Source organism: Streptomyces sp. NPDC052023, from assembly GCF_044548465.1.
Classification (GTDB): Bacteria; Actinomycetota; Actinomycetes; order Streptomycetales; family Streptomycetaceae; genus Streptomyces.
Map to the genome: position 1 here is coordinate 96238 of NZ_JBIUBW010000005.1, position 19303 is coordinate 115540.

Here is a 19303-nt window from a genome sequence, read left to right on the forward strand (position 1 = left end):
CTCATCTCGGCCGTACGATCCTTGCCGCCTCGGCCATGAGCCGCACCCCTTCCCGGATCCGCTCCGGCGGCACGTGCGCGTACCCCAGGACGAGCCGCACCGTGGCCTCCTCGCTCCCGGGGAGGCCCGCACGCGCGTACGTGCACTCGGACAGCGTCCGCACGGTGACCCCGGCCGCCCCCGCGCGCGTGACGAACCGCTCCTGCGGCCCGTACCGTTCCGGCAGCGACGCGATGACATGGAGTCCCGCCGCGATCCCGGACACCTCGGCGCCGGGGAAGTGCTCGTCGAGCGCGGCCACCAGGGCGTCCCGCCGTTCGCGGTAGGCGCGCCGGCAGCGCCGCAGCTGGCTGTCGTAGTCCCCGTGCTCCAGGAACCGGGCGAACAGCGCCTGGTCGAGGGCGGGGTGGCCGAGATCGAGAGTCCGCTTGCGGGCGACGACGTCGTCGGCCAGCCACTGCGGAACCAGCAGCCAGCCGAGCCGCAGTCCCGGTGCGAGGGACTTGCTGACCGACCCCAGGTAGGCGACGCGTTCGGGGTCGAGTCCCTGGAGCGCGCCCACGGGTGCCCGGTCGTAGCGGAAGTCGCCGTCGTAGTCGTCCTCCAGCACGAGGCCGCCCACCGACCGTGCCCAGTCCAGCAGTTCGGTGCGGCGGCGCGCGGAGTACGCGATCCCGGTCGGGTACTGGTGCGCCGGGGTCGTCACCACGGCACGCACCCCGGACGACCGTAGCGGCCCCATGGCGAGCCCCTCGGCGTCCAGCGGCAGTGGCACGGAGGTGACGCCGGCCGCGGCGTACATGCCGTCGTGCTGCGGGCTGCCGGGATCCTCGACGCCGATCGCGTGCGCCCCGCGCGCGTGCAGCACCATGGCGAGCAGTGTCGTCGCCTGGGTCACGCCGGAGACGACCACGATCCGCTCCGGGTCGGCGACCACGCCCCGGCGGCGGCCCAGCAGTTCGGCCAGTGCGGTGCGCAGCCGGGGGAGCCCGCGCGGGTCGGGGTAGCCGAGTCCGTGGTGGGGCAGCTCCGTCAGCACGTGGCGCTGGGCCGAGGCCCAGGCGGCGCGCGGGAAGAGCGACAGGTCGGGCGTCCCCGGCACGAAGTCGGCGCGCGCACCGGACGTCCGCGGCGCGAGGTCACGCGCGCGGGGGAGGGCGGCTCGTACCGCGTCGCCCACCCAGGTCCCGGCGCCCCGGCCGCTGCGCAGATAGCCTTCCGCCGTCAGCTGCTCGTACGCCTCGGTGACCAGGCCCCGCGACACGCCGAGGTCGGCCGCCAGGTCCCGGCTGGAGGGCAGCCGGGTGCCCGGCGCGAGCCGCCCGGAGCGGACCGCCGTGCGCAGCGCGGCCTGCAGGGAGCGGCCACGTCCGCGTGCGGGGGCCGAGGCGGCGGGCAGCAGCAACTCCCATGCGGCGGGGCCCACATGTGCCGCCCCGTCGGTCTGCGAGGACTTCATGGGCAGGACACTAGCCGGGACCTGCCGGCTCGACCCGGCCCCCGTGGCGGGGCCGTCAACCGGCCCCGACCGGTCTTCGACCATGCGGAGCGAGGCGCCCCGACGCCGCACGACCACCCTGACGAGGTCTCAGGGAGTCTGCCTCACAAGCCTCCGGCTGCCGTCGAGCAGGACGCGGGCGACGAGCGCCGGGTCGTCGTTCATCGGGACGTGACCGCAGCCGGGCAACCGGACCAGCCGCGCCTCGGGCAGGATGTACTTGGCGCGGACGCCCTGCCGGGGCACCAGCAGCCGGTCCCTGCTGCCCCAGGCCACGGTGACCGGGATGCCGGTGATGTCGTCGGTGAACTGCACCTCCCGGCCGCTCCGGAGGGTCTCCGAGAACCCCTGGGCCCGGGCCAGCGCGAGCGTCTCGGCGACCACCGCTTCCGGCGAACGGCGGCCGGGGCGGGCGTAGATGGTGCTCGTCAGCAGCGTACGGCCCAGCGCCGGGCGGGCGAGCGCCTGGACGACGGGCGGGGGCATCCGCCGGGCGATCTGGCGCATCGCCGTGAGCACGGTGAAGGCGTATCGCCGTTCTGCCCGTGACCAGAACCCGGCAGGCGACAGAGCCGTCACGGAGCGCACGAGGTTGTCCCGGCCGAGCTGGAGGGCGAGCAGGCCGCCCAGGGAGTTGCCCGCCACATGCGGCCGTTCGAGCCCGAGCGCCTCGCACAGCGCGGCGAGCACCGCGGTCATCGTCGGCAGGTCGTGCGCCAGGCCGTCCGGGAGCGCCGGGGACTCGCCGCACCCCGGCAGGTCCACGGAGATCACGTCACGCTCGACGGCCAGGACGGGGATCACCGGGTCCCACACCTGCCGGTGGTGACCGATGCCGTGCAGCAGGACCAGCGGTTCCCCGGTGCCCACGCGCGTGTACGCCAGGCTCATGCTGCGCGGGCCGTGCGGGGTGGGAACCGTGAAGGAGACGGTGGAGGACATACAGCTCCTCGTCGAGGACTCGGTGCCGGACATGGTGCAGACACCTTGTCAGCAACGGCTACCGACGGGTAGCCCCCCGTCGCCGTCAACCGTGTGGCCGAACGCCCGGCCCCGCGCGCGACGTTGCCGGCGGCGGAACGAACGACCCACGCGCGCGCGTGTGCGCCGAAACCGCCTGGACACGACCGAACGCGTCGGATGGGATGAGGCGGTGACCGCCGACACCGCCACCGAGGTCTTCGAAGAGCACCGCCCGGTCCTCCTGGGCGTCGCCTACCGCATGCTCGGCCGCGTCGCCGACGCCGAGGACGTGGTCCAGGACGCCTGGCTGCGCTGGTCCGGCGCCGGCCGCGCGGACGTACGGGACCCGCGCGCGTACCTGGTGCGCGTCACCACCCGCCTCGCCCTCGACCGGCTGCGCCGTATCAAGGCCCGCAACGAGGCATACGTCGGCCCCTGGCTGCCCGAGCCGTATCTCACCGAGTTCGGCGACACGGCCCCCGACACCGCCGAACGGGCCGTCCTCGCCGACTCCGTCTCCCTCGCCGTACTCGTCGTACTGGAGTCGCTGTCACCGCTGGAGCGGGTGGTCTTCGTCCTCCGGGAGGCGTTCGGCTATCCCTACGCCGACATCGCCGCCATGCTCGACCGCGCCGAGCCCGCCGTGCGGCAACTGGCCGGCCGGGCCCGCCGGCACGTGGAGGAACGGCGGCCACGCTTCGACGTCGACCCCGCGCAGCGCCGCGACCTCACCGAACGGTTCCTCGCCGCGGCCGGTGGCGGCGACCTGGACGGCCTCATGGCGCTGCTCGCGCCCGACGTCCGTCTCGTCGGCGACAGCGGCGGCAAGTCCAGGGCGCCGCTGCGGGTGCTGGAGAACGCCGACCACGTGGGCCGGTTCATGATCGGTACCGCCGGCAAGGGCGTCCCGGAGATGTCCTACCGGTTCCTGGAGCTCAACGGCGGTCCCGCGGTCCTCGTCCTGTCCGGCGGCAAACCCGACGCCGTGCTCCAGCTGGACGTGCTCGACGGACGCGTCCAGACCGTCTACGTCGTCCGCAACCCCGACAAGCTGCGGTCGCTGGCCACCGCCTAGACGCCGTTGTGTCACATATGTGGCGAGGTACGAACGGCCCATGAACGCTCGGCCCCACATCACCCGTGCGGCGCCCTAGTGATCAATGATTGGTCTTGACCAAGGGTGAGGCCCGTCCTATGGTCGCAGATAAGTACAACAACCTTTAATAAACAAGGGCGCTAAAACGCCGCCGATCCACGGCGATTGCGGAGGACAGGGTGGGGACCACGCAGCTGGAATCGGTGCCGGAACCTAAGTACTGGCATCTCAAGACCGTGCTCACGGAGGCACTGGACTCCGAGTTCTCGGTGGGCGAGGTCCTGCCCAACGAGCGCGACCTCGCCGCCCGCTTCGGCGTCGCCCGCGCCACGCTCCGCCAGGCCCTGGAGCAGCTCGAGCTGGAAGGCAGGCTGCAGCGCCGCCGCGGCGTCGGAACGACCGTCGCCCCGCCGCGCGTGGGCGTGGCCGTCGGCAGCGAACAGCACGACTGGCCCGGCGGTACCGGCGACGCCTGGCAGGCCGTCGACTGCGAGGTCGCGGCCCCGCCGGCCGCGGTCGCCGACGCCCTGGAGACGAGCCGCGACGAGTCCGTGCACATCGTGCGCCGCACCCGTACCACCCACGGCCAGCCCGTCGCCGCCGAGCTGCTCTACATCCCCGGCTCGTCGGTGCCCGACCTGTCCGCCATCGACGCCCCGGCCGGACCGGCACGCGCGCGTGCGGTGCTGCGAGAGCTTCAGCGCATGGAGCTGGAGGGCCAGGACCGCGCGGTCGAACTGGGCTCGGCCCGTGCCGACGACGCCAAGGAACTCGACCGGCTGCCGGGCGCGCCGGTGCTGGTCGTCACCACCCGGTTCCACGCCGCCGGCCGTACCGCGGCGGTCTCCGTCGCGACGTACCGCGCGGACACCTGCCGGCTGACCTTCGGCGACTCGGGCGGTGTGGAGATCCACGAGGGCCCGGAGCGCCGGGCCTCCTGACGCAGCAGGACTCCTCTTCGTTCGTGCCCCGGGGAGGCCCTCCGGGGCGCCGGACGTCATGTCGGCGGATGGGCGCCGTGAGTCCGCCGGTGCCGGACCTCAGCGGCGCGCCGTCACCGTGCCCTCGACCGCGAACAACTGCTCCTCCACGTGGTCCAGGGCCAGCCGCAGCGCCCCCGTCGCCACGGCCGCCTCACCCAGCAGCGACAGCGTGACCTTCGGCGGTCGCAGGCAGTAACGCGCCAGTTCCCGCCGCAGGGGTTCCAGTACGCCGTCCAGGCCCGCCGCCCAGCCGCCGATGACGACCAGCTCCGGGTCGAGGGCCAGCACGAGCGCGGCCACGTCGTGCACGAGCCGCTGAATGAACCGGTCGACGGCGGCCGTCGCCCGCTGATCGCCCTCCCGGGCCTGTGCGAAGACCTTGGCGACCGCCTGCTCGTCCAGCGGATGCAGGGGCTCGTCCGTGGTGGACAGCAGCGTCTCCGGCGTCGCCCCCCGGCCGAGCAGATGCAGCGCGCCGATCTCACCCGCCGCCCCGCCGTATCCCCGGTGCAGCCGCCCGCCGATCAGCGCGCCCGCGCCGGGGCTCAGTCCCGCCAGCACGAACACCACGTCGTCGGAGTCGGTCGCCGACCCCTTCCAGTGCTCGGCGACCGCCGCCGCGTTGGCGTCGTTCTCCACCAGGACCGGGCACTTGAAGGAGCGGCCCAGCCGTTCCCCGAGCCGCAGCCCCGTCCAGCCGGGCAGCGCGGTGCCCAGCCGTACCGTCCCGTCGGCCTCGACGATTCCCGGCGTCGCCACCCCCACCGCCCGCAGCGAGCCCCGCGCGACCCCGGCCCGGCGCAGCAACTCGGCGACGGCGGTGCGCAACCGCTCCAGCCGTTCGTCGGCGTGCGCGGTCTCGTCGATGTCCTTGGCCTGCGCCCCGACGATCCGTCCGTCCAGGTCCGCGAGCAGCGCGGCGACCCGGTGCGGCCCGATCTCCAGACCCAGCAGGTGCCCTGCCTCGGCCCGGAACCGGAACCGCCGCGCCGGTCGCCCCTGGCGCCGGGCGGCACCTTCCTCCGCCGCCGTCTCCACGACGAGACCGGCCTCGATCAGGCCCTCTACGACTCCCTCGACGGTCGGCCGGGACAAGCCGGTCACCCGTGTGATCTCCGTCAGCGTCGCGCAGTCCGTGGCACGCAGCGCGTGCAGCACCACCGCGGAATTGATCCTTCGCAGCAGCGAGGGATCCCCGCCGGTCAGCCGCCCCAACGTCCGTCCTCCCAGCTCGTGCGCGTGTTGGCCGGATCGTACTCGGCACCGGCGGACAGCGGCGAGTGCCGGAGCCCTCCAATCCGCCGACGGGTGTCCTCAGCCGGGCGAGACGAAGCCCGACTCGTACGCCGTGATCACCGCCTGTGTGCGATCCCGCGCCCCGAGCTTCGCCAGCACGGCGCTGACATGCGACTTCACCGTCTCCGTGCCGACGGCCAGCTGCCCGGCGATCTCCGCGTTGGACAGTCCGCGGGTCATCAGCCGCAGCACCTCCGCCTCCCGCTCGGTCAGCCGCGCCCGCTCCAGCGCCGCCCGCGCCGCCGGATTCCCGCCGCTGTCGCCGTACTCCGCGGCCAGTTGCCGTACCGACGCCGGGAAGAGCAGCGAGTCGCCCTCGGCGACCAGCCGCACCGCGTGCACGATCTCGGCCGGCCGGGCCCGCTTCAGCAGAAACCCGGCGGCCCCCGCGCGCAGCGCCGCGTAGACATACTCGTCGCTCTCGAACGTGGTCACCACGAGGATCTTCGGCGGCTCGTCGACCGTCCGCAGCACCGCGCGCGTGGCCTCGATGCCGTCCATCAGCGGCATCCGTACGTCCATGGCGACCACATCCGGCCGCAGCTGCCGCACCAGCGGGATCACCGCCGCCCCGTCGGCCGCCTCGCCGACGACCTCGATGCCGGGCTGCGCCTCCAGCACGGCCCGCAGACCCGCCCTCACGAGAGGTTCGTCGTCGACAAGGAGAACGCTGAGCGGCATCCGGCCAGCGTAGATCAGCGCAGCGGCAGCTCCGCACGCACCTGCCACTCGCCCTCGTCCGGACCCGTGCGGGCCCGGCCGCCGAGCAGGGTCGCGCGCTCGCGTATGCCTCGCAGGCCGCTGCCCTGCCCCGGGCCCGGCGTCGCCCCCGGCAGCGGGTTGCGGACGTCGAGCGCCAAGGTGCCACGCGACACCTCGATCCGCACACGCACCGGGACGGCTCCCGCGTGCCGCAGGACGTTGGTCAGCGACTCCTGGAGGATGCGGTACCCCTCGCGCGAGACAGGTCCCGGCACGGCATCGACAGCGCCGGTCACCTCGGCGTCGACCTTCGCCCCCGACGCCCGTGCCGACTCCAGCAGCCGCTCGGCGTCCGCGAGCGTGGGGCGGGAGCTCGCCGGGCGCTCGGCCTCCCGCAGGACGCCCAGCACCCGCTCCAGGTCCGTGAGTGCGGCCCGCCCGGTCTCCTCGATGGCGTCCAGCGCCCGCTCGGTGAAGGCCGGATCACCCGCCGCCCGCGCCGCGCCCGCCTGCACCACCGCCACGGTGAGCGCGTGGCCGATGGAATCGTGCAACTCGCGCGCGATACGCGTGCGTTCCAGAAGTTGCTCGGTGCGCTCCTCCAGTGCGGCGAGCTGTTCGGCCGCGGAGGGACCGAGGAGACGGCGCGCGGCTGCCGTGATCACGTGGCCGAGGCCGAGCACGGTCGCGTACAGGGCGATCAGGGGAACCGGCGCCAGGACGCCGTACACCCACGGGGGATTCAGGTGCCACAACAGAGGATTGTCGTCGTGCTGCGGATGGCCGAGCGCCGTCGACACCAGGTCGACGGAGGTGACGGGCAGCCAGACCGACGCGTACACGGCCGCGGCGCCGAGGAGCAGCCGGATCTCCAGCCACAGCACCGTGCGCCAGCGGTCCCGCCAGGTCGACGAATGAGCCGTGGAGATCCCCGAGTTCCGCTCACCTGGCGGCAGCAGCAGCAACTGCGCCTGCACGCCCTCGCCCATCCGCACCGCCGGGATCAGCCCGACCGGAACCACCAGCAGCGCGGGCACCCACGGCCTCGACATGTCGATGAAGAGCCACACGCTCACCAGGAACATGGGCACCCACAGGTGCAGCAAGCGTGTGTACGTCGTCCCCCACAGCAAGGGGCGCAGCAATCGGCCCATTTCGTCATCGTGCCGGTCACCACTGACAACGCACCTCCCCCGGGAGGGGGAGACGATCGCCACGGGCGGGGGAGGAGGACGGCCCCGCCCACCGGCCAAGCTGGCGCCATGACCAGCATCCACGTCCAGGACCTCACCAAGGAGTACGGCTCCCGCCGCGCCGTCGACCACCTCACCTTCACCGTCGAGCCTGGCCGCGTCACCGGCTTCCTCGGCCCCAACGGCGCCGGGAAGTCCACGACCATGCGGCTCGTCCTCGGCCTCGACCGGCCCACCTCGGGTGCCGCGACGGTCGGTGGCCGCCCCTACGTCTCGTACCCCGAGCCCCTGCGCCAGGTGGGCGCCCTGCTCGACGCCGGTGCCGCGCACGGGTCCCGCACCGGTCGCGACCATCTGCGCACGCTGGCGGCAGCCAACCGCCTTCCGGTGCGCCGCGTGGACGAGGTGCTGGAGGAGACGGGGCTCGCCCCGGTCGCACGCCGCCGCGTGAAGACGTACTCCCTGGGCATGCGTCAGCGCCTCGGCATCGCGGGGGCCCTGCTCGGCGACCCGGCCGTGATCATGCTCGACGAGCCGTCGAACGGCCTCGACCCCGAAGGCATCGTCTGGATCCGCGGCCTGCTGCGCCGTCTCGCCGACGAGGGACGGACGGTGCTGGTCTCCAGCCATCTGATGAACGAGACGGCCTCGTTCGCCGACCATCTCGTCGTCCTCGGACGCGGCAGGCTGCTCGCGGACATGCCCCTGCCGGAGTTCATCGACGCGCGCGTGCGGCCCGGGGTCCGGGTGCGCACCTCGGATCCGGCCGCCCTGAAGGACGTGCTCGGCCGGCACGGCTACGCGTGGGCCGAGACCGACGGCGGAGCGTGGACCGTGCACCACGCGCGCGTGGAGGACATCGGCCGCCTGGCCTCCGAGGCGCGGGTGCCCCTCCTCGAACTGGCCACCTACGGAGGCACGCTGGAGCAGGCCTACCTCGACCTGACCGCGGCCGAGACCGAGTTCACCGCCCAGCCCCAGGAGGCCTGACCATGCCCTTCCTGCCCGTACTGCACGCCGAGTGGCTGAAGATCCGTACGCTCCGCTCGCTGTGCGGCACGCTGTTCGCGCTGTGCGCCGTGTCCACGGTGTTCTCCGCGCTGGCCGGTACCTCCAGCACGCCGGACCCGGAGTTCGACCCGCTCTCCCACGCGTTGTCGGGCATCCTGCTCGGCCAGATCGCCGCCATCGCCTTCGGTGCCATGGCCGTCTCCGCGGAGTACCACGGGGACGCGCTCCGTCTCTCGCTTGCCGCAGCACCGCGGCGAGGTCGCTGGTTCACGGCCAAGCTGACGGCCATCGCCCTGCCGACGTTGCTCGTCGGGCTGTTCACGACCGCCGCGTCACTCGCCGCGGGGCGGAGCGCGATGGGCGACGCCGCTGCCGGGCTGACTGCCGGTCAGCAGGTACGCGGCGTGGTCGGCGGTGGGCTCTACCTCATGCTGATGGCGCTGTTCGCCGCCGGACTCACCGCCCTGCTGCGCAGCGGCACCGCCGCGCTCGGCATCCTCGTCCCGTTCATCCTGATCGTGTCGTTCGTGATCGGTGACGCGGCAGGCGGGGCGGTGGATTTCATGCCGGACCGAGCCGGGCGGATCGTCATGCACGCGACCTGGGACGGCACCCCCGGGCCGTGGACCGGGCTGGCGGTGACCGCCGTGTGGACGGGGGTGGCGCTGGCGGCGGGTGCGTGGAGCGTACGGCGGCGGGACGCCTGACGCGCCGCCACATGTCAGTGGTGCCAGGTTTACTGGGGACATGAACATCGCGCGGTGCCTGGACACGATCGACCGGCTGTGCTCCCGCCCCTTTCCGGCGGAGCACGGCTGGTCGGACGTCGGCCGAGAAGGACCGGGCTACTTCATCGCGGAATGGGGAGCCGCGGATCCCGACTGCGTGCAGGGGGAGCGCACAGCCGACGACGTCGAAGCCTTCAGGGAGGGAATCGCCCAGCTGCTCGACGCACGATGGGGAGCGAATCCTCCGTGGGGCATGCTCACCCTCCGGGTGCGCGGCGAGCGGGGCGAGGAGATACCGGAGCCGTGGGCGAGCATCAGCGCCCAGGCGGACGACCTGCGGATATGGGAGGCGCCCGGCACGGGCCGGTGGATCGCCCTCGGAGTCGCCCACGCGGCCGGCACGGCAGGGGCCCGCCTGGTGGCCGTCGTGACGGAGGTGGAACCCGAGTGACGGGTCCGCCGATCGAGGTGCGGGAGGTGGACGGGGCTCCCGGTAGCGGGTCGCCGGGGCGTGAGTGCGGCGTAGGCGTGGACTGCCCGCCGCCGCGCGGGTGACGGTCCCGGCGATGTGACGGGCAGGAGACGGGCGCTCAAGGGGCGTGCCGGTCCTCCGAGGCCACCCGTAGCCGTGCGAACTCCTCCGCCATCGTCCCGGCCGTCCAATGCGCGTTCAGCCCGGAGGGGTTGGGCAGCACCCACACCCGGGTGTCGCCGATCGTCCGCGCCTGTGGCCCCACCTGCGCCTTACGGTCGTCGAAGGCGGCCCGGTACGCGGTGACCCCCACCACCGCCAGCCAGCGCGGCCGCAGCCGCGCCACCTTCAGCGCCAGCAGCCGCCCGCCCTCGCGGTACTCCTCGGCGCTCAACTCGTCGGCTCGTGCCGTGGCCCGCGCCACCACGTTCGTGATGCCGAGCCCGTACGACGGCAACGCATCCTGCTCGGCAGGCTTCAGCAGCCGTGGCGTGAAGCCGGAGAGGTGCAGCACCGGCCAGAAGCGGTTGCCGGGGCGGGCGAAGTGGTGGCCCGTCGCCGCGGTCATCAGACCGGGGTTGATGCCGCAGAAGAGCACGCGCAGGCCGTCCGCGACCACGTCGGGGACGAGTCGGTCGCGGGCGGCCTCGAGCTCCTGGGGAGTGAAGCGCGTCAGAGGATCGCTCCCGGCGTGTAGCCCGCGGCCTCGGGCCGCTGCTTCACGATCTCCTCGATCCGGCCGACGACGGTTCCGACCTGGTCGGCGGCGGCGCCGGTGAAGGACAGCTTGTCGGCCATCAGTTCAGCGAGCCCCGTCCGGTCGAGCGGAATGCGCTCGTCGGCGGCGAGCTTGTCCAGCAGCTCGTTGCGCTCGGCGCCCTGCTCACGCATCGCCAGGGCACACGCCACGGCGTTCTCCTTGATCGCCTCGTGCGCGACCTCGCGGCCGACACCCGCCCGCACCGACGCCATGAGCACCTTGGTCGTGGCCAGGAAGGGCAGGTAGCGGTCGAGTTCACGCGCCACGACCGCGGGGAACGCGCCGAACTCGTCCAGCACCGTCAGGAACGTCTCCAGCAGCCCGTCCAGCGCGAAGAACGCGTCCGGGAGCGCGACCCGGCGCACCACCGAGCAGGACACGTCACCCTCGTTCCACTGGTCGCCCGCCAGCTCCCCGGTCATCGACGCGTAGCCGCGCAGGATGACCATCAGGCCGTTCACGCGCTCGCAGGAGCGGGTGTTCATCTTGTGCGGCATCGCGGAGGAGCCGACCTGGCCCGGCTTGAAGCCCTCGGTCACCAGCTCGTGCCCGGCCATCAGCCGGATGGTCTTCGCCAGCGACGAGGGGGCGGCGGCCAGCTGCACGAGCGCGGTGACGACCTCGTAGTCCAGCGAGCGCGGGTACACCTGGCCGACCGAGGTGAACGCCTGCGAGAAGCCCAGGTGCGAAGCGATCCGCTGCTCCAGCTCGGCCAGCTTCGCGGCGTCCCCGCCCAGCAGGTCCAGCATGTCCTGCGCCGTGCCGACCGGGCCCTTGATGCCGCGCAGCGGGTAGCGGCCCAGCAGTTCCTCGACGCGGCCGTGGGCGACGAGCAGCTCGTCGGCGACGGTCGCGAAACGCTTGCCCAGGGTGGTGGCCTGCGCGGCGACGTTGTGTGAACGGCCGGCCATGACCAGCTCGGCGTACTCCCCGGCGAGCTTGCCGAGCCGTGCCAGGACGGCCACCGTGCGGTCGCGCACCAGCTCCAGCGAGAGCCGGATCTGCAGCTGCTCGACGTTCTCGGTGAGGTCGCGGGAGGTCATGCCCTTGTGCACGTGCTCGTGCCCGGCGAGGTCGTTGAACTCCTCGATCCGCGCCTTCACGTCGTGCCGCGTGACCTTCTCGCGCTCGGCGATCGAGGCCAGGTCGACGGTGTCCAGGACGCGCTCGTAGTCGGCGATCGCCGCGTCCGGCACCTCGATGCCGAGGTCCTTCTGGGCCCGCAGCACGGCGAGCCAGAGCTGCCGCTCCAGCTTCACCTTCTGCTCGGGCGACCAGAGCGTGGCGAGCTCGGCGGAGGCGTAGCGTCCGGCGAGGACGTTGGGGATGCGGGGCTTGGCGGGCGCAGAAGTCACGTAACCGGATTCTACTGGCGGTTTGTGCAGGCCAGCGCCACGGGTGGGTTCGTCGGAACCTACGAGACGATCGTCAGCCGGCGGAATCGGCCAACTCGGCCAGTACGTCCCCGTGGCACGGCTCCGGCGCACACCAGCAGGCGAGGGTCCGTCCACGCAGCTCCGGGACCAGGTCGAGCAGCTCCGGACGCTCCAGCAGGTACGCCCGGTACATCGCCATCACCTCGGCCCGGGTGCCGTCCCGCCGCCTCGTCGCCGTGTCGTAGGCGAACGGGTTGTACAGCGGGTGCCGGGGCAGATCCCAGCCGCCCAGCGTCCAGCGGCGGCCGACGTAGACGACGTCCTCGGGGGCGTGTTCCAGCCGGGGGCCGAAGTCGTGGATCCGGCCCCTGAGGTTGATCACCCGCGTGGTCACGCCGGCCTACGCCAGGTCCTCGTACGGCAGCAGGTCGGGCCGCTTCGGCGGGCGGCCGTCACCGGAGGAGCGGCCGCTGAGCCGGCGTCCTATCCACGGCAGCAGGTACTCCCGGGTGAACCGGAGGTCCGCGGCCCGCCGCGTCGCCCACCCGGGCGGCAGTGTGGCCGCCATCGGCACCCGCCAGTGCGGGTCCTCGACCTCGTACCCGAGCCCCTGCCAGACCGCCTCCGCGACCCGGCGATGGCCTTCGGCCGTCAGGTGCAGCCGGTCCACGTCCCACAGGCGCGGGTCGCCGAGCGAGGCCGCCCCGTACAGGTCGACCACCACCGCGCCGTGCCGCGCGGCCAGCTCGTCGACGCAGGCGAACAGCTCCTCCATCCGGGGCCGGAACCGCTGAAGCACCGGGCCCTGCCGCCCCGGGCTGCGCATCAGCACCAGCTGCTTGCAGGCCGGGGCCAGCCGCTCCACGGCCTCCTCCAGCAGCGCGCGCACCCGGCCCATGTCGCACTTGGGCCGCAGGGTGTCGTTGAGCCCGCCGACGAGGGTGATCACATCGGCGCCCATGGCGGCCGCCACGGGCACCTGCTCGTCGACGATCTGCCCGATCAGCTTGCCGCGCACGGCCAGGTTGGCGTACCGGAAGCCGGGCGCGCGGACGGCCATCCGGGCCGCGAGCAGGTCGGCCCAGCCCCGGTAGGTGCCGTCGGGGAGCAGGTCCGACATGCCCTCCGTGAAGGAGTCGCCGACCGCGACGAGGCTGCTGTACGTGGGTGAGGGGTTCGTCTCCATGGCGTCGGAGATGGTATCCCGAGGCGCATACCCGTCGGTCGGTCGCCTCCCGGGACGGCGTGCGCCCCCGGCCTCACGCCCACTGCCCGAACAGCTCCCGCAGTACGTCCTCCATGGTCACCAGCCCCGCCAGCCGCCCGTCGGAGCCCAGCACGGCCGCCACATGTGTACGGCTGCCCCGCATCGCGGTGAGGACGTCGTCCAGCGGCGTGGTCTCCCGCACGCGCGCGATGGGCCGCATGTCCCGCAAGCGGAACGGCGTGTCCCGCGGGGAGGCGTCCAGCGCGTCCTTCACATGCAGATAGCCGACGATCCGGCGCCCCTCGTCCACCACGGGGAAGCGCGAGAACCCGGTCCGGGCCGACAGCCCTTCCAGTTCCTCAGGTGTGATCCCCATGCGCGCGTACACGACGCGCTCCAGCGGGAGCACGACGTCGCGCACGGGCCGGCGGCCCAGTTCGAGGGCGTCGTGCAGCCGCTCCTGCGCCCGGTCGTCGATCAGCCCGGCCGCGCCGGAGTCCTTGACCATCCGGGCCAGCTCGGCATCCGAGAAGGTCGCCGTGACCTCGTCCTTCGTCTCGATCCGCAGCAGCTTCAGCAGCCCGTTCGCGAAGGCGTTGATCGTGAAGATCACCGGGCGCAGCGCCCGGGACAGCGTCACCAGCGGCGGGCCGAGCAGCAGCGCGCTGCGCACCGGCTCGGCGAGCGCGATGTTCTTCGGCACCATCTCGCCGAGCAGCATGTGCAGATACGTGGCAAGCGTCAGGGCGATCACGAAGGACACCGCGTGTCCGGCGCCGCTCGGCACACCCGCCGCGTGGAACACCGGTTCGAGCAGATGGGCGATCGCCGGTTCCGCGACCACACCGAGGACCAGGGTGCACAGCGTGATGCCGAGCTGCGCGGCCGCCATCAGCGCGGAGACGTGCTCCAGCCCCCACAGCACGCTCTTGGCGCGCCGGTCGCCCTGCTCGGCGTACGGCTCGATCTGAGAGCGGCGCACGGAGATCAGCGCGAACTCCGCGCCGACGAAGAAGGCGTTCACCACCAGCGTGGCCAGACCGATGAGCAGCTGTACGACGGTCATGCCCGCGCTCCCTTCTCGTCCGTCTCGTCGTCGAGCGGCGCGTGCAGCAGCACGCGCGCGGCCCGGCGGCCACCGGCGTCCAGCACGTCCAGCCGCCATCCGGCGACCTCGACGCTGTCGCCCACGGCGGGGATACGGCCCAGCTCCGTCGCGACGAGGCCGGCCAGCGTCTCGTACGGCCCCTCCGGCGGCCGCAGGCCGACGCGCGCGAGCTGGTCCATGCGGGCGGCACCGTCCGCCGAGTACAGGGCGTGGCCGTCCTCGTCGGCGCCGACCGGGGCGAGGTCGGGGGTCTCGTGCGGGTCGTGCTCGTCGCGCACCTCGCCGACGACCTCCTCGACGATGTCCTCCAGGGTCGCCACGCCCGCCGTACCGCCGTACTCGTCGATGACCACGGCCATCGTGCGCTTGCCGGACAGCCGGTCGAGAAGCCGGTCCACCGTCAGGGACTCGGGGACGAGCAGCGGTTCGCGCATCATGTCGGCGACCCGCACCCGGGGCCGGCGCTCCGCGGGCAAGGTCAGGATGTCCTTGATGTGGGCGGTGCCCACGACGGAGTCGAGGCTGTCGCGGTAGACCGGGAACCGGGACAGGCCCGTGGCGCGCGTCGCGTTCGCCACGTCCTCGCAGGTCGCCTGCGCGTCCAGGGCGACGACCTGCACGCGCGGCGTCATCACGTTCTGCGCGGTGAGGTCGGCGAGGTTCAGGGTCCGGACGAACAGTTCGGCGGTGTCCGCTTCCAGGGCCCCCTCCCGGGCGGAGTGCCGGGCCAGCGCGGCCAGCTCCTGCGGCCCGCGCGCGGAGGCCAGCTCCTCCGCCGGTTCGATGCCGAGGCGGCGCACCAGGCGGTTCGCCGTGTTGTTGAGGTGGGTGATGAACGGCCGGAAGATCGCGCTGAACCAGCGCTGGGCGTTGCCCACCCGCCGGGCCACGGCCAACGGCGAGGAGATCGCCCAGTTCTTGGGCACCAGCTCGCCCACCACCATCAGGAACACCGTCGACAGGGCCGTGCCCAGCACCAGCGCGATCGACGAGGCCATGGAGGAGGAGATGCCCATGCCGCGCAGCGGCCCCGCGATGAGCCGCGCGATGGACGGCTCGGCGAGCATCCCGACCACCAGGTTGGTGACGGTGATGCCGAGCTGGGCGCCGGAGAGCTGGAAGGTGAGGTTCCGTACGGCCTTGAGGGCGCCGGCGGCCCCCCGGTCGCCGCGCTCCACGGCTCGTTCCAGGTCGCCGCGCTCGACCGTGGTCAGGGAGAACTCGGCGGCGACGAAGGCACCACAGGCGAGCGACAGCAGGATCGCCACGAGCAGAAGGAGCACTTCGGTCATCGGGTCACCTCCGTCCCATGATCCGGCAGGGCGGTGAGGATCGCGCGATGTCTGGCACGGGGAGGCTCGCCCATGGGCGGACGCTCACACCTTTCACGTAGGCCGGTTCCGGGAGAACCGAGTGGCCATTTCAGGGTAAAAGATCGGCAAAGGACATCAGGAGTCGGTCAGCGGCTTCACCCAGCGCCGCCATTGTTCCTCCGGCGAGTACCCGGCCGCCCGCCACGCGCGCTGCCCGGTCTCGTTCCGGGTCAGCACCATCGCGTCCCCGCGGCGGCCGCCGAGGCGTACGAAACGTTCCTCCGCGGCGGTCAGCAGGGCGCCGCCGATGCCCTGGCGCCGGTGCGCCGGATGCACGGCGAGGCGGTAGAGGTGGCAGCGCCAGCCGTCGAAGCCCGCGATGACCGTGCCGACCAGTTCACCCGCCCGCTCGGCCAGGATCAGCGCCTCGGGATCGCGGGCGACCAGCCGCTCCACGCCGTCACGGTCGTCGCTGATGCTGGCGCCTTCGGCGGCGGTCTTCCAGAAGGCCAGCACGGTGTCCAGGTCGTCGGGCGTCGCGGTCCGGATCCGGGGGTCGGTCATGGCGTGATCCCATCACCGCCGGGGACCGCACCGCCCGCGAATTCCAGCATGCGGACAGGCATATGGCCGCCGCCCGGCCGGTGTCTCACCGCCGCGCATTCGTCCGGCCGCACCCTGAAGCTCGCCGCGCTCGCGGTCGTTGGTGCCGCGCCCGGCCGCGACCGGCGCGTACGAGCACCGGCGCGCGGTTCCCAGGCCACGCGGCCCCGCCGTGGCGGCCATCGCACCGAGCACGTCGGGCACCTCCACAGGCCACCCGGTCACCGGCAGGCGCAGCCACCGCACACGAGCACCGGCGGTGAGCACCAGGGCCACCGGTAACCGCCAGGCGCAGCCATCCCCCGCAAGCACCCGCGGGTGTCCACCCCGACGACACGGCACACGCCACGGGCGGCCGTCGCGTGGTCGGCCAGCCCCGGCCCTACGCCGGACCCGCGCGGCTCCGCCGGTCGGCCGGCCGCTCTCACTCGTGTGCGATCGCCGCCAGTATGCTCATCCGCGACGCGCGCAGCGCCGGCAGCAGCGCGGCCACGACCCCCACCACCGCCGAGCCGATCACGACCGCGACGATCGTGCCCCAGGGGATCGCGAGCGCCGTCATGCCCTCCAGCGCCAGCACCTGCTGGGTGCACAGGCCCCACAGCAGCCCCAGCGCCAGCCCGAGCACCGCGCCGAACACCGCGATCACGACCGACTCCAGCCGGATCATCCGCCGCAGCTGCCGCCGGGCGAGCCCGATGGCCCGCAGCAGTCCGATCTCCCGCGTGCGCTCCACGACGGACAGGGCAAGGGTGTTCACCACGCCCAGCACGGCGATGACGATGGCCAGCCCGAGCAGGGCGTACACCAGGTACAGCAGGACCGCGATCTGGTCGTTGACGAGTTGCTTGTAGTCGGCCAGGTCCCGCACCTGCACCTGTGGATACGCCTCCAGCGTGCCCTCCAGCCCGTCGCGCAGGTCGGCCACGGCCGTGCCGGGCGCGCCGTTGACGTACAGCGCGGAGTCCTGGGCGCCCGGCGCGTAACGCTCCAGCGTGGTGAGGCCGAAGTAGATCCCGCCCCGCATGCCGAAGCCCTCGGAGGACTCCTGGTCGGTCAGCGCGCCGACGGTCAGTTCGGCCTCCCGACCGCCCTGGAATTCGACGGGCACCGTGCTGCCGACCCTCAGACCCTGCTCGCGCGCGAAGTCGCGGTCCATCGCCATCCGCCCGGGGGCCAGCGCGGCGGCGCTGTCGCCCTGCGCGTAGGTGACGTTGGCGACCTCGTCGAGCCGCGGGTCGTATCCGGCTGCCGTCGTCTCGATCCGGTCGCCGCCGGGGAGGGCCACCGCGATCGGCGCGAAGCGCGAGCGCACGACCAGGCCGACGCCCTCCGTCCCGCGCACCCGCTCGGTGACCTCCTGAGGGAAGGGCACGAAGTTGGCGTTCTGGAGCACGAAGTCCGCGCCCAGCGTCTGGTCGATCTGCTCTTCGAACGACTTCGTCATCGACGCGCTCGCCACCGACATCCCGCCGACCAGGGCGAGACCCACCATGAGCGCGGCCGCGGTGGCACCCGTACGACGGGGATTGCGCAGCGCGTTGCGCTGGCTCATCCGCCCGATCGAACCGAACAGCGCCGGGAACCACCCGCCCAGCACCCGGATCACCGGCCGCACCAGCAGCGGTCCCGCGATCACGGTCGCGACCAGCGTCAGGACGACGCCGAGGCCCAGCAGCGAGGCAGCCGACCCGACGTCGGACGACGCCACGCAGCCCACCAGCGCGGCCACGCCCGCCACCCCGACGACCGTGCCCACGATCGCACGCGTCCTGAGCGGCCGTCCCACCCCGGCCACTTCGGCGTCCGCGAGCGCCGCCATCGGCGACACGGAGGCGGCACGTCGGGCCGGGAGGTACGCGGCGACGAAGGTGACCCCGACACCGACGACGTACGCCGTCACCGGGGTCGCCCAGCCGACGACCATCTCGGTGGACTTGATGTTCATGCCGAGCAGGCCCATCAGTTCGATCAGCCCGGCCGCGAGACCGATACCGGCGGCCAGACCCAGTGTCGAGCCCACCAGTCCGAGCAGCAGTGCCTCGGTGAGCACCGAGCGGCGCACCTGGCGACGGTCGGCGCCCAGCGCGCGCAGCAGGCCCAGTTCGCGGGTGCGCTGCGCGATCAGCATGGAGAAGGTGTTGACGATCAGGAACACGCCCACCAGCACGGCGATCCCGGCGAAGCCGAGCATCACGTACTTGATGATGTCGAGGAAGCCGCCGAGCTGTTCGACGTCCGACCGGGCCTTCTCGTCCGCGGTGCGCAAGTCGTAGCGGCCGGTGCCGAGTGTGTGCGCCACACGGTCTTTGAGCGACTCGTCGCTGACGCCCGGCGCCGCGTCCACGGTGACGGCGGTGGCGCCCTCCGGGGCGCCGAGGAACTTGGCCTGCGCGGTCGGCGTGTCCACGAACAGCAGCGCGGCGCCGGGGTTGGTGGTGGTGAACGTGACGAGACCGACCACCTCGACCTTGAACGAACCGGGGGCGGCGATCACGTTGAGGGTGTCCCCGAGGCCCACTCCGCTGCGCTCGGCGGTCTCGGAGTCGATCAGCGCCTCGCCGGGCCCGTGCGGAACATGACCCGAGGTCAGCTTTACGGGGCTGCGGTCGGTCGGGTTCCAGTTGTTGCCGAGCGTGGGGGCACCGCCCGTCGGGCTCACCGACTCGTTGCGGTCGTCGACGACGGTGATGTTCTGGACCTCGACCTCGGCGCGGGCGGCGGCCACCCCGTCGATCTGGGCGATCCGCTCGGCGAGCGCGGCCGGCAGGGTCGCCGTGGCGCCGGACGGCACCGCCTCGGCGAGGGTCTCCCTGGGGCTGACGGTGACATCGGCCGCGGTCGACGCGAAGAGCCGGTCGAACGTGCGGCTGACGGTGTCGGAGAAGATCAGGCTGCCCGCGACGAACGCGACGGACAGCAGCACGGCCAGCGCCGAGAGGAGCAGCCGCCCCTTGTGGGCGAGGAAGCTTCTGAGCGTCGCCTTGAGCACCG

Annotated in this window: 18 protein-coding genes; 5 read left to right on the forward strand and 13 right to left on the reverse strand. The window is 73.0% G+C overall.

All coding sequences use genetic code 11. From position 1 onward, the window contains the following. Window position 1 precedes the first annotated feature (1 nt). Complete coding sequence (locus ACIHCM_RS13070) at window positions 2–1459, reverse strand: PLP-dependent aminotransferase family protein (protein WP_399893676.1); 1458 nt, start codon at window positions 1457–1459, stop codon at window positions 2–4. Between the two features lie 129 nt (window positions 1460–1588). After that, complete coding sequence (locus tag ACIHCM_RS13075) at window positions 1589–2440, reverse strand: alpha/beta fold hydrolase (protein ID WP_399894601.1); 852 nt, start codon at window positions 2438–2440, stop codon at window positions 1589–1591. Between the two features lie 211 nt (window positions 2441–2651). On the opposite strand from ACIHCM_RS13075, the gene ACIHCM_RS13080 reads away from it, so the two are divergent. Together ACIHCM_RS13080 and ACIHCM_RS13085 are read left to right on the forward strand one after the other, a co-directional pair. Then, window positions 2652–3536 (forward strand): RNA polymerase sigma-70 factor, encoded by an 885-nt coding sequence (locus ACIHCM_RS13080; RefSeq protein ID WP_399893679.1) that lies wholly within the window; start codon window positions 2652–2654, stop codon window positions 3534–3536. A gap of 200 nt (window positions 3537–3736) precedes the next feature. Continuing rightward, on the forward strand, window positions 3737–4498 hold the full coding sequence (locus ACIHCM_RS13085; protein WP_399893682.1) for a GntR family transcriptional regulator: 762 nt from the start codon (window positions 3737–3739) through the stop codon (window positions 4496–4498). 99 nt (window positions 4499–4597) lie between these two features. On the opposite strand, the gene ACIHCM_RS13090 is transcribed toward ACIHCM_RS13085, so the two are convergent. The 3 genes from ACIHCM_RS13090 to ACIHCM_RS13100 all read right to left on the reverse strand — a co-directional run bounded on the left by ACIHCM_RS13090 (window position 4598) and on the right by ACIHCM_RS13100 (window position 7692). Next, the gene (locus ACIHCM_RS13090) at window positions 4598–5755 is read right to left on the reverse strand and encodes an ROK family transcriptional regulator (protein WP_399893686.1); all 1158 of its coding nucleotides are present in this window, start codon (window positions 5753–5755) and stop codon (window positions 4598–4600) included. A 99-nt stretch (window positions 5756–5854) separates the two neighbouring features. Then, window positions 5855–6517, reverse strand: a complete 663-nt coding sequence (locus ACIHCM_RS13095; RefSeq protein WP_399893689.1) for a response regulator — start codon at window positions 6515–6517, stop codon at window positions 5855–5857. Window positions 6518–6531: 14 nt separating this feature from the next. Continuing rightward, window positions 6532–7692 carry a sensor histidine kinase gene (locus ACIHCM_RS13100; RefSeq protein ID WP_399893692.1) on the reverse strand — a complete coding sequence of 387 codons (1161 nt, stop codon included), beginning with the start codon at window positions 7690–7692 and terminating at the stop codon, window positions 6532–6534. A 108-nt stretch (window positions 7693–7800) separates the two neighbouring features. On the opposite strand from ACIHCM_RS13100, the gene ACIHCM_RS13105 reads away from it, so the two are divergent. The 3 genes from ACIHCM_RS13105 to ACIHCM_RS13115 are packed head-to-tail and all read left to right on the forward strand — an operon-like array spanning window position 7801 to window position 9921. Further along, window positions 7801–8721 carry an ABC transporter ATP-binding protein gene (locus tag ACIHCM_RS13105; protein ID WP_399893695.1) on the forward strand — a complete coding sequence of 307 codons (921 nt, stop codon included), beginning with the start codon at window positions 7801–7803 and terminating at the stop codon, window positions 8719–8721. Between the two features lie 2 nt (window positions 8722–8723). Further along, window positions 8724–9449: an ABC transporter permease gene (locus tag ACIHCM_RS13110; RefSeq protein ID WP_399893698.1), complete on the forward strand. Its 726-nt coding sequence runs from the start codon at window positions 8724–8726 to the stop codon at window positions 9447–9449. 40 nt (window positions 9450–9489) lie between these two features. Further along, window positions 9490–9921 (forward strand): hypothetical protein, encoded by a 432-nt coding sequence (locus ACIHCM_RS13115; RefSeq protein WP_399893700.1) that lies wholly within the window; start codon window positions 9490–9492, stop codon window positions 9919–9921. 139 nt (window positions 9922–10060) lie between these two features. On the opposite strand, the gene mug is transcribed toward ACIHCM_RS13115, so the two are convergent. The 8 genes from mug to ACIHCM_RS13155 all read right to left on the reverse strand — a co-directional run bounded on the left by mug (window position 10061) and on the right by ACIHCM_RS13155 (window position 19301). Next, window positions 10061–10618 (reverse strand): G/U mismatch-specific DNA glycosylase, encoded by a 558-nt coding sequence (gene mug, locus ACIHCM_RS13120; protein WP_399894604.1) that lies wholly within the window; start codon window positions 10616–10618, stop codon window positions 10061–10063. After that, window positions 10615–12057 carry an adenylosuccinate lyase gene (purB, locus tag ACIHCM_RS13125; RefSeq protein WP_399893703.1) on the reverse strand — a complete coding sequence of 481 codons (1443 nt, stop codon included), beginning with the start codon at window positions 12055–12057 and terminating at the stop codon, window positions 10615–10617. The genes mug and purB overlap by 4 nt, the downstream gene beginning before the upstream one ends. 73 nt (window positions 12058–12130) lie before the next feature. Beyond that, on the reverse strand, window positions 12131–12472 hold the full coding sequence (locus tag ACIHCM_RS13130; protein ID WP_399893706.1) for a DUF4326 domain-containing protein: 342 nt from the start codon (window positions 12470–12472) through the stop codon (window positions 12131–12133). A gap of 6 nt (window positions 12473–12478) precedes the next feature. After that, a complete protein-coding gene (locus tag ACIHCM_RS13135) occupies window positions 12479–13264 on the reverse strand; it encodes an SGNH/GDSL hydrolase family protein (protein WP_399893709.1) in 786 nt (261 codons plus the stop codon). Window positions 13265–13337: 73 nt separating this feature from the next. Continuing rightward, window positions 13338–14351 carry a hemolysin family protein gene (locus ACIHCM_RS13140; protein ID WP_399893711.1) on the reverse strand — a complete coding sequence of 338 codons (1014 nt, stop codon included), beginning with the start codon at window positions 14349–14351 and terminating at the stop codon, window positions 13338–13340. After that, window positions 14348–15685: a hemolysin family protein gene (locus tag ACIHCM_RS13145; protein WP_399893714.1), complete on the reverse strand. Its 1338-nt coding sequence runs from the start codon at window positions 15683–15685 to the stop codon at window positions 14348–14350. The genes ACIHCM_RS13140 and ACIHCM_RS13145 overlap by 4 nt, the downstream gene beginning before the upstream one ends. A gap of 156 nt (window positions 15686–15841) precedes the next feature. Beyond that, complete coding sequence (locus ACIHCM_RS13150; RefSeq protein WP_399893717.1) at window positions 15842–16270, reverse strand: GNAT family N-acetyltransferase; 429 nt, start codon at window positions 16268–16270, stop codon at window positions 15842–15844. Window positions 16271–16733: 463 nt separating this feature from the next. Continuing rightward, window positions 16734–19301 carry an ABC transporter permease gene (locus ACIHCM_RS13155; RefSeq protein ID WP_399893721.1) on the reverse strand — a complete coding sequence of 856 codons (2568 nt, stop codon included), beginning with the start codon at window positions 19299–19301 and terminating at the stop codon, window positions 16734–16736. Window positions 19302–19303 lie beyond the last annotated feature (2 nt).

Excerpts from the sequence above, each read along its gene's own strand:
- ACIHCM_RS13070 (WP_399893676.1), bottom strand. The coding sequence starts at position 1,459 with ATGAAGTCCTCGCAGACCGACGGGGCGGCACATGTGGGCCCCGCCGCA.
- ACIHCM_RS13075 (WP_399894601.1), bottom strand. The coding sequence starts at position 2,440 with ATGTCCTCCACCGTCTCCTTCACGGTTCCCACCCCGCACGGCCCGCGC.
- ACIHCM_RS13095 (WP_399893689.1), bottom strand. The coding sequence starts at position 6,517 with ATGCCGCTCAGCGTTCTCCTTGTCGACGACGAACCTCTCGTGAGGGCG.
- ACIHCM_RS13100 (WP_399893692.1), bottom strand. The coding sequence starts at position 7,692 with ATGGGCCGATTGCTGCGCCCCTTGCTGTGGGGGACGACGTACACACGC.
- ACIHCM_RS13105 (WP_399893695.1), top strand. The coding sequence starts at position 7,801 with ATGACCAGCATCCACGTCCAGGACCTCACCAAGGAGTACGGCTCCCGC.
- ACIHCM_RS13110 (WP_399893698.1), top strand. The coding sequence starts at position 8,724 with ATGCCCTTCCTGCCCGTACTGCACGCCGAGTGGCTGAAGATCCGTACG.
- ACIHCM_RS13115 (WP_399893700.1), top strand. The coding sequence starts at position 9,490 with ATGAACATCGCGCGGTGCCTGGACACGATCGACCGGCTGTGCTCCCGC.
- ACIHCM_RS13135 (WP_399893709.1), bottom strand. The coding sequence starts at position 13,264 with ATGGAGACGAACCCCTCACCCACGTACAGCAGCCTCGTCGCGGTCGGC.
- ACIHCM_RS13140 (WP_399893711.1), bottom strand. The coding sequence starts at position 14,351 with ATGACCGTCGTACAGCTGCTCATCGGTCTGGCCACGCTGGTGGTGAAC.
- ACIHCM_RS13145 (WP_399893714.1), bottom strand. The coding sequence starts at position 15,685 with ATGACCGAAGTGCTCCTTCTGCTCGTGGCGATCCTGCTGTCGCTCGCC.
- ACIHCM_RS13150 (WP_399893717.1), bottom strand. The coding sequence starts at position 16,270 with ATGACCGACCCCCGGATCCGGACCGCGACGCCCGACGACCTGGACACC.